The organism is Demequina silvatica (genome assembly GCF_000971215.1).
In the GTDB taxonomy this organism is placed as follows: Bacteria; Actinomycetota; Actinomycetes; order Actinomycetales; family Demequinaceae; genus Demequina; species Demequina silvatica.
In genome coordinates, this window is sequence record NZ_BBMA01000005.1 from 327,158 (window position 1) to 340,329 (window position 13,172).

Annotated in this window: 16 protein-coding genes; 6 read left to right on the top strand and 10 right to left on the bottom strand. The window is 72.0% G+C overall.

All coding sequences use genetic code 11. The features are described 5' to 3' along the window. Positions 1-14 precede the first annotated feature (14 nt). Positions 15-779, top strand: a complete 765-nt coding sequence (locus AOM05_RS09150) for a glycoside hydrolase family 16 protein (protein WP_169746740.1) — start codon at positions 15-17, stop codon at positions 777-779. A 12-nt stretch (positions 780-791) separates the two neighbouring features. On the opposite strand, the gene AOM05_RS09155 is transcribed toward AOM05_RS09150, so the two are convergent. The 4 genes from AOM05_RS09155 to rnhA all read right to left on the bottom strand — a co-directional run bounded on the left by AOM05_RS09155 (position 792) and on the right by rnhA (position 3,441). Next, complete coding sequence (locus AOM05_RS09155; RefSeq protein WP_062521449.1) at positions 792-1,319, bottom strand: DsrE/DsrF/DrsH-like family protein; 528 nt, start codon at positions 1,317-1,319, stop codon at positions 792-794. Between the two features lie 10 nt (positions 1,320-1,329). Then, the gene (locus tag AOM05_RS09160) at positions 1,330-1,644 is read right to left on the bottom strand and encodes a TusE/DsrC/DsvC family sulfur relay protein (RefSeq protein ID WP_062521451.1); all 315 of its coding nucleotides are present in this window, start codon (positions 1,642-1,644) and stop codon (positions 1,330-1,332) included. Between the two features lie 8 nt (positions 1,645-1,652). Beyond that, a complete protein-coding gene (gene sqr, locus AOM05_RS09165; RefSeq protein WP_062521453.1) occupies positions 1,653-2,885 on the bottom strand; it encodes a type III sulfide quinone reductase, selenoprotein subtype in 1,233 nt (410 codons plus the stop codon). 109 nt (positions 2,886-2,994) lie between these two features. Next, positions 2,995-3,441, bottom strand: a complete 447-nt coding sequence (gene rnhA, locus AOM05_RS09170; protein WP_439644561.1) for a ribonuclease HI — start codon at positions 3,439-3,441, stop codon at positions 2,995-2,997. 65 nt (positions 3,442-3,506) lie between these two features. Between rnhA and ybaK the strand changes: the two genes are divergently transcribed. From ybaK to AOM05_RS09190, 4 genes are all read left to right on the top strand, one after another. Beyond that, a complete protein-coding gene (gene ybaK, locus AOM05_RS09175) occupies positions 3,507-4,007 on the top strand; it encodes a Cys-tRNA(Pro) deacylase (RefSeq protein WP_062521456.1) in 501 nt (166 codons plus the stop codon). Continuing rightward, positions 4,007-4,741: a YggS family pyridoxal phosphate-dependent enzyme gene (locus AOM05_RS09180; protein ID WP_062521459.1), complete on the top strand. Its 735-nt coding sequence runs from the start codon at positions 4,007-4,009 to the stop codon at positions 4,739-4,741. Before ybaK ends, AOM05_RS09180 begins: the two co-directional genes overlap by 1 nt. A 107-nt stretch (positions 4,742-4,848) precedes the next feature. Then, a complete protein-coding gene (locus AOM05_RS09185) occupies positions 4,849-5,190 on the top strand; it encodes a YciI family protein (protein ID WP_062521462.1) in 342 nt (113 codons plus the stop codon). A 113-nt stretch (positions 5,191-5,303) separates the two neighbouring features. Further along, positions 5,304-6,023 (top strand): VIT1/CCC1 transporter family protein, encoded by a 720-nt coding sequence (locus tag AOM05_RS09190; RefSeq protein ID WP_062521465.1) that lies wholly within the window; start codon positions 5,304-5,306, stop codon positions 6,021-6,023. A gap of 48 nt (positions 6,024-6,071) precedes the next feature. On the opposite strand, the gene lplAB is transcribed toward AOM05_RS09190, so the two are convergent. Beyond that, complete coding sequence (gene lplAB / locus AOM05_RS09195; protein WP_062521467.1) at positions 6,072-7,124, bottom strand: lipoate-protein ligase LplAB; 1,053 nt, start codon at positions 7,122-7,124, stop codon at positions 6,072-6,074. A gap of 246 nt (positions 7,125-7,370) precedes the next feature. Beyond that, the gene (gene cimA, locus AOM05_RS09200) at positions 7,371-8,972 is read right to left on the bottom strand and encodes a citramalate synthase (protein WP_062521469.1); all 1,602 of its coding nucleotides are present in this window, start codon (positions 8,970-8,972) and stop codon (positions 7,371-7,373) included. A gap of 216 nt (positions 8,973-9,188) precedes the next feature. Between cimA and AOM05_RS09205 the strand changes: the two genes are divergently transcribed. Beyond that, positions 9,189-10,106 carry a dioxygenase family protein gene (locus tag AOM05_RS09205; RefSeq protein WP_062521471.1) on the top strand — a complete coding sequence of 306 codons (918 nt, stop codon included), beginning with the start codon at positions 9,189-9,191 and terminating at the stop codon, positions 10,104-10,106. A gap of 170 nt (positions 10,107-10,276) precedes the next feature. On the opposite strand, the gene AOM05_RS09210 is transcribed toward AOM05_RS09205, so the two are convergent. The 4 genes from AOM05_RS09210 to AOM05_RS09225 all read right to left on the bottom strand — a co-directional run bounded on the left by AOM05_RS09210 (position 10,277) and on the right by AOM05_RS09225 (position 12,894). After that, on the bottom strand, positions 10,277-10,516 hold the full coding sequence (locus tag AOM05_RS09210) for a hypothetical protein (protein WP_156165124.1): 240 nt from the start codon (positions 10,514-10,516) through the stop codon (positions 10,277-10,279). 47 nt (positions 10,517-10,563) lie between these two features. Beyond that, positions 10,564-10,803 carry a hypothetical protein gene (locus tag AOM05_RS09215; RefSeq protein ID WP_062521475.1) on the bottom strand — a complete coding sequence of 80 codons (240 nt, stop codon included), beginning with the start codon at positions 10,801-10,803 and terminating at the stop codon, positions 10,564-10,566. A gap of 62 nt (positions 10,804-10,865) precedes the next feature. After that, the gene (locus AOM05_RS09220) at positions 10,866-11,108 is read right to left on the bottom strand and encodes a hypothetical protein (RefSeq protein WP_062521477.1); all 243 of its coding nucleotides are present in this window, start codon (positions 11,106-11,108) and stop codon (positions 10,866-10,868) included. Between the two features lie 154 nt (positions 11,109-11,262). Continuing rightward, positions 11,263-12,894, bottom strand: coding sequence for an AfsR/SARP family transcriptional regulator (locus tag AOM05_RS09225; RefSeq protein ID WP_062521479.1), 1,632 nt, complete (start codon positions 12,892-12,894; stop codon positions 11,263-11,265). Between the last annotated feature and the right edge of the window lie 278 nt (positions 12,895-13,172).

The window sequence follows — 13,172 nt, forward strand, 5'->3', positions numbered from 1 at the left end:
ACACGGGAGGGCCCATGGAGCCGCGTTGGGATCGCACGGAGGGCTTCCGCGGCGACCCGCTCGACGACTCGCTGTGGATCCCCGACTACCTCCCCCACTGGACCACCCCCGAGCGGTCGGGCGCGCGGTACCGGTTCACGCCCGCGGGCCTCGAGCTGCTCATCGAGCACGACCAGCACGCCTGGCGCCCTCTCGACGGCGACTTCCGCGTCTCCCACCTCCAGACCGGGGAGTTCGCCGGCCCGCTCGGGTCGGGCGTGGGACAGCACCGGATCGGCCGCGACCTTCGCGTCGTGACGGAGAGGACGATGCGCCGGCTGTGGGCGCCGCAAAGGTCGGGGGCGGTCGAGGTGGTCGCCTCCGCGACCGCCGACCCGACCTGCATGCTCGGCATCTGGCTCGTGGGCCACGAGTCGACAGGGCCCGACGACTCCGGCGAGATCTGCGTGGCCGAGGTCTTCGGCGACAAGGTAACCCCCGCATCGTCCCTGGTCCATAGCGGCATCAAGGCGCACCACGACCCGCGGCTCACCACCGACGTGCGCGACGTCGCGCTCGCGATGGACGCGACCGAGCCGCACACGTACGGCGCGGCATGGGACGCGGAGGGCGTGCGCGTGACCGTCGACGGCGTCGAGGTCTACGCGAGCCGCCAGGTGCTCAGCTACCCGCTGCAGCTCATGCTCGATCTGTGGGAGTTCCCACGCGGGCCGCGCGAGGCGACCGCGTATCCGAAGCGCGCCACGCTCCACGAGGTGCGGCTGCGCGCCGACGACTGAGCCGCCGGCCGCTCAGATGAACAGCGTCTGGGCGCCCTCCGAGAGGTCCATGAAGTCGGCGGCGGTGATGATGCCCTCGACGTCCTCGCGGAGGTCCTCCATGGTGAGGCCCTGCATGTCGGCGCTCATCCTGCAGGCCCACAGGCGCCCGCCCGAGGCGACGATCTGATCGAGGAACTCGTCCACCGGCGGCACGCCCAGGTCGTCGATCTGCTTCTTCATCATCTTCGTGGCCACCCAGGTCATCCCCGGGAACGGGGAGAGCCACTGCGGCATGCGCCCGCCCACGGGCAGGTGCATCGCGGTGTTGCCTACGGGGCTGAAGCGCAGCTTGCGCTGGCGGTCCTTGGCGATCATGTCGAAGCCCCAGAAGGTGAAGAACATGTCCACCGCGATGCCCTCGCCCAGTGCCGCGTTCGCCAGCACCAGGCCCGGGTAGGCCATGTCGAGGTTGCCCTTGGAGCAGATGAGGACCAGCTTGCGGTCCGTCTCGGTGTCGTCGCCGAAGTCGGGGACGATCCGCGGCTGGGTGTCGGTCATGGCGCGCCTCCTAGACGCATCCGGCGGGCTTGGGCAGGCCCGCGATGTAGGACATCTTCTTGCCCGGCTTCTTGGGGAACAGCACGAACTGCTGCTTGACGGGGAACCCGCCGACGGCCTGCACGCGCCGCGTGGTGGCGGTCTGGCCCGTCTCCGCGTAGTCGGCGCGGAGGAACCGGATGACGTCCCAGTGCTCGGGCGTGAGCGCGACGCCGATCTGGTCCGCGAGCTGCGCGGCGAGGGCCTCGTCCCACTCGTCGTACTCCGTGAGGAAGCCCTCCGCGTCGACGTGGATCTCGCGGCCCGCGAGGGTGGTGGTGCTCATGTCTCCTCCTACGAAGGCACGCGCTTGCCGCGCATCGACATGTGCGCGGGGAGCGGAAGGGGCCGGCCGGGCAGCAGCATCGACCAGTAGAGGGGCTCGAAGGCCAGCTTGCCCCAGTGGTTGAACCGGGACTCCTTGAGCAGCGGCAGCGGGCCCAGCGCCGGCACGGGGAACATGCCGGGCAGCGGCTCGGTGTCGTAGTTGAAGTCGATGAGCATGGCCTTGCCCGCCCCCGACTCGATGAAGCAGGTGGCGTGGCCGTCGAAGCTCTCGACCGGCTCCTCGCCCGCGACGATGCGGACGAAGTTCTCGGGGAACACGTCGAGCTCGAAGTGCGCGACGGCGCCCGCCTTCGACGTGGGCACCGCGGCGGCGTCGCCCACGGCGAAGATCTCGGGATGCGCGGCGTGGCGCAGGGTGTGCGGGTCGACGGGGACGAAGTCGAGCTCGTCGCCCAGCCCGGAGCGGCCCACGAACGCCGCGCCCTTGTTGACCGGCACCGTCACCAGCAGGTCGTACGGCACCTCGCGCTCGTCGTAGGACACCAGCCGGTGCGCCTCGGCGTCGATGCTCTCCACCATGAAATCCGGTTCGACCGCGATGCCGCGCTCGTCGAGCATCCCGCCGAACGCGGCCGAGGCCACCGGCTTGGTGAACGCGCCCGAGAGCGGGGTGACGAACGTGATGTCAACCTTGTCACGGATGTCCCGCTCGCGGAGGTGCGCGTCCGCCAGGAGCGTGAACTCGAGCGGCGCCACCGGGCACTTGATGGGCATCTCGGAGATGTGCACCACCAGGCGACCACCGGTGAAGCCCGCGAGGGCGCCCCGCAGAGCCACCGCATCGTCGAACGTGTAGAAGGAGTGGACGGCGCCGTGCCAGTCGCCCTCCATGCCGGGCGTCTCCTCCGGGTGGGGCGAGGTGCCGGTCGCGATGATGAGGTAGTCGTACGGGAGGACAGTGCCGTCCGCGAGCGCCACCCGCCGCGCGTCGGGGTCGACGCGGTCGATCTCACCCTCGACGCGTGTCACGCCGCTCGGAATGAGGCGCGATGCCTTCCGGCGCGCCTTGTCCGGCCGGTACCGGCCGAACGGGATGAACAGGAAGGCCGGCTGATAATAGTGCGTGCCGCGCTGGTCGACGATGGTGATCTGCCAGTCGTCCGCGTCCAGCATCCGCCGCAGCTTGTTGGCCGCGATGGTGCCCGCCGTGCCGGCTCCGAGGATGAGCAGCCTGCGCATCACGCGCCCCCTCCATTGGGTCCGGGGACGTCCGGGAGGCGGCCCCGATACTCACGACGCTAGGCACGCGCAGGGGGCGGGAGAAGGGACCATCGTCCCTGGGGGATGCTCAGCGCGCGGCGGCGGCGCCCTTGTTGGCGAGCTCGTCGGCCTTCTCGTTGCCGGGGTCGCCGGCGTGGCCCTTGACCCACACCCAGGTGATGTCGTGGCGCTGGAGCTGCTCGTCGAGCGCCTGCCACAGCTCGACGTTCTTCACCGGCTTCTTGTCGGCCGTCTTCCAGCCGTTGCGCTTCCAGCCCTTCATCCAGGTCTGGGCGCCGTTCTTCACGTACTGCGAGTCGACGTGGAGGGTGACCTGGCAGGGCCGGTTGAGCGCCTTGAGGCCCTCGATGACGGCGGTGAGCTCCATGCGGTTGTTGGTGGTGACCTTCTCGCCGCCGAACAGCTCGCGCTCGTGGCCGCCGGCCTTCATCCACACGCCCCAGCCGCCCAGGCCAGGGTTGCCCTTGCAGGCGCCGTCGGTCCACATGTGCACATCGGTGAGGGTCTCGGTCACCCGGAAACCGTACCCGGGCGCGGGGCCGCGCGAGACCCGGCCGGCGCATCGTCCACAATGAAGCCATGTCCCGCAAGCACGCCGCCGGAGGCGCCACGCCTGCCGTGCACGCCCTCGCCGAGGCCGGCGTGCCGCACACGCTCCACCCGTACGACCACGACCCTGCCTCCGACCTCAGCTACGGCCTCGAGGCGGCCGCGGCGCTCGGCGTGGACGCGGACCAGGTGTTCAAGACGCTGTGCGCGTACGTGGACGGGCGGCTGGTGGTCGGGATCGTGCCCGTGAGCGGGATGCTCGACCTCAAGGCGCTCGCGCACGCCCTGGGCGGCAAGAAGGCGGAGATGGCGCCGCCCGCGGATGCCGAGCGCGCGACCGGGTACGTGGTGGGCGGCATCTCGCCCCTCGGCCAGCGCCGCGCGCACCCCACCGCGGTGGACGAGACCGTCGAGCTGTGGGACACCGTGTACGTCTCGGGCGGGAGGCGGGGCCTCGACATCGGCCTCGCGCCCGCGGACCTCATCGCCGTGACCCGCGCGGTCGCGGCCCCGATCGCGAAGGACGCCTGATGGACCTCTCCCCCTCCCCCGCCGGCTGGGATTACGCCGCCGCGATCGCGGACGTGAAGGCGCGCGTCCACATCGCCGAGGCCGCCGCCGGGCGCGCCGGGTCGGGCGTGCGCCTGCTGGTCGCGACCAAGACGTGGGACGCCGAGGCGGCGGCCGCCGTGGTCCGGGCCGGCGGGATCCTGGTGGGTGAGTCGCGCATGCAGGAGCTCGACGCGAAGGGCGAGGCGCTCGCCGCGGCGGGCGCGCACGTCCACGTGATCGGGCAGCTGCAGCGCAACAAGGCCGCCACCGCGGTGCGCTTCGCGGAGTGCGTGCAGACCGTCGACCACGCGCGGCTCGCCGAGCGCCTGTCCCGCCTGTGCCTCGAGGCCGAGCGCGAGATGGACGTGATGATCCAGGTCAACGTCTCCGGCGAGGAGTCCAAGGCCGGCGTCCACCCCGACGAGGCGCTCGCGATCGCGTCCGCCGTGCAGGCGCTGCCCGCGCTCACCGTGACCGGCTTCATGACCATCGGGCTGAACTCGCGCGACGAGGATGAGGTCCGCGCCGGCTACGCGCGACTGCGGGAGATCCGCGACCAGGCGCTCATCCGGTCCGAGCGCGGATCCGTCGGGCTCGGGTCCGCGTGGCACCTGTCGATGGGCATGTCGCAGGACCTCGAATGGGCCGTCGCCGAGGGCGCCACCATGGTGCGCGTCGGCACCGCGATCATGGGGCCGCGCCCGGCGGTGTGACGCGCCTCCGGCGGGCGTGCCCGGGTCGCGCCCGCCCGCGAACGGTGTGAGACTGGCGGGGTCGCCAGGCACGGTGCCGCCGAGGGGGGCGAGACCAAGGAGGGTCCATGCCCCGCTTCCACCTCGCGATGTACTTCGACACCACGGCGCCGCCGCCCGACGACCTTCCGCAGATCATGGCCGAGGTCGAGACGCTCAACGAGGAGATGCGCGACAACGGCGCGTGGGTGACCGCCGCGGGGTTCGGCCCGGCAACCGAGGCGCGCGTGGTGGCCTCCGACGACCACGGCGCGGAGACCACCGTCGGCACGTACCTGACGAACTCGGTGCAGCAGGGCGGCTTCTGGCTCATCGACGCGGCGAGCATGGGCGACGCGATCGTGTGGGCCGAGCGCGCGAGCCGCGCGCTGCGCATCCCCGTGGAGGTGCGCGAGGTCCGCGAGGACTGACCTCCGGTCTCGCCGTCCACCAGGGACGATGCGCGGGCTGGGGGCGGCGCGGAAAAGTTAGGGAAGGTTTCACTCGCTGGCGGAACGGACGCCCACGTTCCTACGCTTGTCGGGTGACGCAATCGGAGACCCACCCCACCGCATCGTTCCCCGACGAGGACGCGGTCTCCGGACGCCTCAACGCGCTGCGCGCGGGGGTGCTGGGCGCGAACGACGGAATCGTCTCGGTCGCGGCCCTGCTGGTCGGCGTGGTCGCAGCCACGGACAACGCGAGCGTCATCCTCACCACCGCCGTCGCGGGCATCGCCGCCGGCGCGCTGTCGATGGGGGTGGGCGAGTACGTGTCCGTGTCCAGCCAGCGCGACGCCGAGCGCGCGCAGCTCGAGCGCGAGAAGGCGTGGCACGACCACCGCCCCGAGTGGGAGCTCGACCAGCTCGCGCGTCTCCACATGGAGACCGGCATGTCCGAGGCGACCGCGCGTCAGGCCGCGATCGAGCAGACCGCCTTCGACCCGCTCGCGGCGCACGCGCGCGCCCACCTGGGCATCGACCCCGACGAGCTGGTCAACCCGTGGCACGCCGCGTTCGCGTCGCTGGGCGCCTTCACGCTCGGCGGCATCTTCCCGCTGCTCACGGCCGTGCTCGCGCCCCACGACCTCAAGGCGCCGCTCACGTTCGCCGTGGTGGTGGTCGCGCTCGCCATCTCCGGGACGGTGTCCGCGCGGCTGGGTCACGCGCCGCGGCTGCGGGCGATCGTGCGCAACGTGGTGGGCGGCTCGATCGCGATGGCGATCACGTACGGGATCGGCTCGCTTTTCGGGGTCGCGGCCTAGTGGCGGCTCGGGCCTAGGCGCGCGGGCCCGCGCGCAGCCGCGGGCCCGTCACGGCACCAGCTTGAGCCACTCCTCGGTCGCGAACTTCGACTCGACGCGCTCCCGCGCCGCCTCGAGCTCCTCGGGCTTCACGCCACCCGGCTGGGTCGCGTAGCGCGAGCGGAAGTGGTCGAGGAACGCGTCGATCACGTCGCCGCGGTCCATGCCGGTCTGGCTGCGCAGCGGGTCCACGCGCTTGTTCGCGCTCTTGGTGCCCTTGTCGGAGAGCTTCTCGCGCCCGATCCGCAGCACCTCGAGCATCGCGTCCGCGTCGATGTCGTACGCCATGGTGACGTGGTGGAGCACGGCGCCCGCGGCGTAACGCTTCTGCGCGGCGCCCGCGATCTTGCCCGCGGGCGAGGCGATGTCGTTGATCGGCACATAGGTCGCCTCGATGCCGAGCTCGCGCAGCGCGCCCAGCACCCAGTCGTCGAGGAACGCGTACGACTGCTCGAAGCTCAGCCCCTCGACCAGCGACGTCGGCACGTGCAGCGAGTAGGTGATGGTGTTGCCGGGCTGCACGAACATCGCGCCGCCGCCCGAGACGCGCCGCACCACGGTCATGCCGTGCTTGGCGGCGCCCTCGTCGTCGATCTCGTTGCGCCACGACTGGAACGATCCGATGATGACCGCGTTCGAGCCCCACTCCCACACGCGCAGCGTGGGTCCGCGGCGCCCGGCAGCGACCTCCTCGGAGAGGATCTCGTCGAGCGACATCTGCATGTACGGGTCGCGCGGCTCGTCGTGGATCACGTCGAACGTGTGGTCGTGCCAGCTGGTCGCGTGTCCGAGCGCGCGGCGCACCGCGATGCCCACCGCCTCCGGCGTGAAGCCGATGAACTGCGCGCTCTCCGCGGCCCGCGTCACCGCGGTCGCCATCTGCGACACCGTCGCGGTGGCGGACAGCCCGTTCAGGGCGCGCGTGATGTCGAGGATCGCCTCCGCGGGCTCGAGGAAGAAGTCCCCCGAGATGACCACCCGATCGATGACGTCGCCCGCGGAGTCGAGCTCGACATCCGCGACCACGAGCTTGCCGCCAGGAACCTTGTACTCGCCGTGCATGGTGTCGATTCTCCCCCGTCCGCGCGCCTGCTCGGGACACTCAGTCCTCGGGATCGCGTCCTTCCCGCGACTTCGGGACGCTCAGTCCTCCGGCGCCGCTCGGCCCGGGGTCTGGGGCCAGGGGCCTGGGGCCAGGGCGCCCAGGCGCACCCGGCCCGAAGCACACCGAGGACTCAGCGTCCCGAACCGCGCCCGATCGCCCGACTTCGAGGACTCAGCGTCCCGACCCGAGGGGCGGGCCTGCTCCTAAGGGTGCGGCGTCACCCCGGCCTTGAGCAGGCCGTAGAACAGGGAGTCGGTGAGCGCCTCCCACGACGCCTCGATCACGTTCGGCCCCACTCCGACCGTGCGCCACTGCGTGCCCGTCTCGGTGTCGACCGTGGTGATGAGCACGCGCGTGATCGCGTCGGTGCCGTGGGCAGCGTCCATGATGCGGACCTTGAAGTCCGTGAGGTCGAACCGCTCGATCTCCGGGTAGGCGCCCGCGAGCGCGGTGCGCAGCGCGTGGTCGAGCGCGTTGACCGGGCCGTTGCCCTCCCCCACCGTGACGAACCGCTGGCCGCCGCCGGCACGCAGCTTGATCACGGCCTCCGCGTCCGCGTCGCGCGGGTTGCCCGGCGCCGAGGACACGCGCACGCGCCACGTCTCGGTCTCCCAGTACTTGGGCGCCTCGCCCAGCTCCCAGCGCAGCAGCAGCTCGAAGGACGCGTCGGCGGCGTCGAACGTGTAGCCCATCGCCTCGGCGTGCTTCACCCGGTCCGTCACCCGGCCGAGCACCTCGGGCTTGTCCGCGAGGTCGAAGCCCAGCTCCTTGCCCTTGAGCTCGACGGACGCACGACCGGCCATCTCCGAGACAAGCATGCGCATGTCGTTGCCCAGGTACTCGGGCTGGGTGTGCTGGTAGAGGTCAGGGTCCACCTTGATCGCGGACGCGTGCAGGCCGGCCTTGTGCGCGAACGCCGAGGCGCCCACGTAGGGCTGCCGCGCGAACGGCGCGATGTTGGTGATCTCGGAGATGGTGTGGGCGATGCGGGTCGACTCCGCGAGCCCGTCGCCCTGGAGCGCGACCACGCCGCGCTTGAGCTCGAGGTTCGCGGCGACCGCGATGAGGTCGGCGTTGCCGGTGCGCTCGCCGTAGCCGTTGACGCAGCCCTGCACATGCGTCGCGCCGGCGGCCACGGCCGCCATCGAGTTCGCGACCGCGCAGCCCGAGTCGTTGTGCGCGTGCATGCCCAGCTGCGCGCCGGTGCGCGCCCGCACCTCGGTGACGATCCGCGTCACGTCGTCCGGCAGCATGCCGCCGTTCGTGTCGCACAGCACCAGGGACGATGCGCCGGCTCGCTCGGCGGCGAGCAGCGCCTTCACCGCGTATTCGGGGTCGTAACGGTAGCCGTCGAAGAAGTGCTCGGCGTCGAGCACCACGCGGCGGCCCTCGTCGACCAGGAACGCGACGGTGTCCTCGATCATCGCGAGGTTCTCGTCGCCCGAGACGCGCAGCGCACGCTCCGCGTGACGGATGTCCGACTTCGCCACCAGGGTGATGATCGGCGCCTCGGAGTCGAGCAGCGCGCGCACCTGCGGGTCCGAGGCCGCCGTGGTGCCGGCGCGACGGGTCATGCCGAACGCGGCGAACTGGGCGTTCCTGAAACTCAGCTCCTTGGCGACCAGCCCGAAGAACTCGGTGTCCTTGGGCACCGCGCCGGGCCAGCCGCCCTCGATCACGCCCACGCCGAGCTCGTCGAGCAGCGGCGCGATCGCCATCTTGTCCGCGACGGACAGGTTCATGCCCTCCTGCTGGGCGCCGTCGCGCAGGGTCGTGTCGTAGATCTCGACCGTGAGATCCGTCATCGTGGTCAGCTCCTCGAGTTCGGCGTGGCCCGCGTCCCCAACAAAAAAGCCTCCCAGGGGTGCGGGAGGCTGCGCGTCGGGGGTCGGCCCGACGCGCTACAGAATGATGATCGCGGTACGCATCGGGGCCATTGTGGCACACAACGGGGACTGCGAGGCATGCGCCCGTGCGAGAGCTCCCAGCGCACCTGGAGTTTCAGCGGCCACACTGGCCCCATGGCACGCATCCCCGCACCCGAACCGACCCCGGCCGGCCCCGCCTACGAGGGCCGCCTGCTCGACCGCCCCGAGGAGGAGGTGGTCGACCAGGGCATCGCGTTCGACCTCCGCACCCTCGTGAGCCGCAGGCGCGCCCTGTCCCTGCTCGGGCTCGGCGCGGGGACCGCCGTCCTCGCCGCCTGCACGCCCGGGACCGACGCGACCAGCGCATCGTCCACCGCCTCCGGCGGCCTCACGGAGATCCCCGACGAGACCGCCGGCCCGTACCCCGGCGACGGCTCGAACGGGCCCGACGTGCTCGAGGAGTCCGGGATAGTCCGCCGCGACATCCGCTCCTCGGTGGCGGGCGGCGATCCCGTACCCGGCGTCCCCCTCGACTTCACGTTCACGGTGCTCGACATGGCAAACAGCGGGGCGCCGCTGGTCGGGGCGGCGGTCTACGCGTGGCATTGCAGCGCTGACGGCCTGTACTCGATGTACTCGGACGGCGTCACCGAGGAGACGTGGCTGCGCGGCGTCCAGGTGACGGACGACGACGGCGCGGTCACCTTCACCTCCGTCGTGCCCGGGTGCTACGCGGGCCGCTGGACCCACATCCACTTCGAGGTCTATCCGAGCGTCGACGACATCGAGGACTCGACCAAGGCGATCGCGACCTCGCAGATGGCGTTCCCGCAGAACGTCCTCGACGCGACCTACGCCCTGCCCGACTACGACGGCTCGGCCGCGAACCTCGCGCAGCTGACGCTCGCGACCGACAACGTGTTCGGCGACGACGGCGGCGTCCACCAGCTCGGCACGGTCAAGGGCGGCACGGACGGTTACACGGCCTCGCTCACGGTGCCGATCGACACAGCGACCACGCCGAGCGGAGGCGACGCCCCCGGCGGACCGGGCGGGGGCCGCCCGTCCTGAGGCACGGCGAAGGGGACGATGCGGCGGTCGGGTGACCCCCGCATCGTCCCCTGGGAACGGCGCTGGGACGGAAGGTGGTGATGTCGCCTCCCGGCGAGATCGGGCCTTCGCGCCCCGCCTGATGCGCACCTGCGTGGACGTCGCCTCCCGGCGAGATCCGGTGCGCGGTGTCAGGTGACGATGAACGGCCTCATGCCGCCCGAATCGAGGGTGTGCAGCGCGCGCAGCGCCCTCGGGTCGTGCAGGAGCTCCCGCTCGTGCAGGTCGTGCATCTGGCGACGGTGCTCGACGCGTGCACGGTGGCGCTCCTGGCGGTCGGTGCCGCGGTGGCGGCGGAACAGGTCCAGCACGTTCCGGTGCGGGAGCTCACGCGGGGTGGGGAGCTCGAAGCCGGGTGCGGTGGCGGTCATGGGGGACTCCACTTCGATGACGGGTGCGAGGGTGGCGGACGCGACGCTCATTGGAGGCGTCCGAAGGCGCCGAGGGCGAACGAGTCGCCGATGGTCTGCATGACGGCGTCGGCTGCGGGCAGGCGGCTGGCGCGACGCTCGGCGCGGCGCGCGCGGCGGCGGGCGGAGGCTGCTGCGAACCTCTCGGCGACGGCGCGGAGCGAGTCTCCGGCGCGGTCGACCAGGTCGGACGGGGCCGGGGCGGCGACGCCCTCGGTGCCGTAACGGCTGATGGTGGTGGCGGACATCTGGGGATCCTTCTCTGCTTCAACTGCTCTACGTGTGGTGGCGGTGCGGTGGGGCCGGACGCCTAGGCGACGAGCCGGAAGGCCTCGCGGTCGGCGGCGGAGACGCGCTCCGCGAGGAGCGAGCGGGCCACGGCCCACGCCCGGAGGCGGGAGATCTCGGTGCCGGCCCAGTCGACGAGCGCGCTGGCGGTGCCGGGTGCCTGCTCGCGCACCGCTGCGGCGATCTGCTCGAGCTCCGACCGGTGCGCCGCGGTGCCCTCCTCGACGAGCGTGGGGCCGAGGTCTGCGGTGATCTGGATGGACATGACACCCTCCTTTCCGATGCGTTCGTTCGGTGTCGATGTCAGAGTGCTCGGGGCGCGTGTGAAGGGTCGTGTGACGCAGGCCACATTCGCAAAGTTCTTTGCAATGGGTGCTTTACCAGGACCTTCGCGGCGCTCTTGGCGGCGCCTTCGGTCGCTAGGCCGGTTGCGCGACGGCGCCGCGCAGCTGCGCGAGGACGTCCTCGGCACGCACCAGCAGCAACGGCATGTCGCCGCGCGCCGCCACCTGAAGCGCGAGCTCCGCGTGGGCGTGGGCGCGGTCGCGGTCACCCAGGCCGAGCGCGACCTCCGCGTCCGTCACCTGGACCTCGGCCTCGAGCCACTTGTACGAGTCGTTGATGCGACGACAGGCGGTGCGCGCATGGTCGAGCCACGGCAGCGCGGCGGCGGGATCGCCCTCCGCGACGAAGGTCAGGCCCATGGCCTTGGCCGCCACGCCCTCCCAGCACGGGTCCTCGAGCTGGCGCGCCAGCGCATAGGTGGACTCGAGGTCGGCCCGCACCGCGGCCGGGCTCTCCCCCTTCGCCAGACGCGCGTGGGCATGCCATGCCTCCGGCCACGGACGGATCGCCGTCCACCGCTCGCTCTGCGCCTGCCGCTGCGCCTCCTTGGCCCAGCGCTCGGCGGCCGCGAGCCATCCGGCGAGGTAGGCCGTGCGCGAGGCATGGGACATCGCCCAGATGCCGCGGCGCACGCTGCCGGTCTCCCGGCACAGGTCGATCGCCTCGTCGAAGCGCTCCAAGGAGTCGTCCAGGCGTCCCCAGTCGGACAGGTGCACGGCGTCGTAGGACGCCACGGCCGCGCGCACCCGCGGGAACGGCTCCGCCACCTCCCAGGCGAGCGCGAGCCCCTCGACGGCGCAGTCGCGCCGGGCGGCGAGCACGTCGACGTAGGCGAGCTCGGCGAGCGCCTTGGCGGCGATCTCCTGCTCCCCCGCGCGCGTGGCGGCCTCACGTGCGGCGTCGAGCACGATCGCGCCCTCGTCGTCGTAGCCGCGCGCCGCGTGCACCAGAGAGCTGCCCAGCTCGAACAGGCAGGCGGCCTCGAGGCGGGGGTCGCCGGCCCCCTCGGCCGCGGCGACTGCACCACGCAGCGTGGCGATGCCGCTGCCGCTCGCGCCGGCGACCACCGCGGCCTGACCGGCGGTGAGCAGCGACTCGGCCGTGGCGACGGAGGAGACGCCCGCGGTGTTGGGGGTGACGGCCGGGCGTGCGGCGGCGCTGAGAGCCGGGCTGGGAGGGGCGCCGAGCTCGCGCAGGAATGCCGCCTCCGTGGCGGCCACGTGGCGGTGCGCGGAGACGCGATCGCCCGAGGCCATGAACGCCTTGATGAGCATGACGTGCGGCCCCTCCTCGAGGGGCGCGGTGTCGACCATCGCCGAGGCGAGGCTCAGGGCGCGCGGGTAATTGTGCGCGGACATCGCGCGCAACGTCTCCTTGCGCAGGACACCCACGACCTCGCCGGCAACCCTTTGACGCTCGACAAGGAGCCAGGTGTCGAACGCGGGCGACGCCTGGACGTCGATGCCCTCGAGCAGCTCGCCGCGGGGCGCCGGATCGGGCAGGATGCCTGCGGCGATCACATCCGCGTCGATCTCGACGTCGCCGCCGAGTCCGGCGACCACCGGATTACCCAGCAGCGCCTCGGGCATGCCCATGCGACGGCGGAGCTCGGCGAGCGCCCAGCGGAGCGCGCCCATCGGGTCGTCGGCCTCCGAGAAGAGCTCGTTCACCAGCTGCTGACGGGAGACCGGGTCGGGCGAGCGCACGATCCTGGCGAGAAGCGCCCAGCACTTAGCCCCACGCGGGCCAGGCAGGGTCAGGCCGTCGCGCACGAACCGGGGCTGACCGATCAGACGAATCGAGAGCATCGGTCTCGCAATGCACGCACGGCTCTCAGCGTACGTCCGCTATGTCCGATTCGGAACCCCTCGACCCCATCGACACTGACAACGGATCGCGTCCTGGGTTGCAGGCGTGTCGAGCGGTTCGGGCCTTCGACCGCCCGCGTGTCGGATTGAGATCCGTTGCTGGTGTCAGCGTCCGG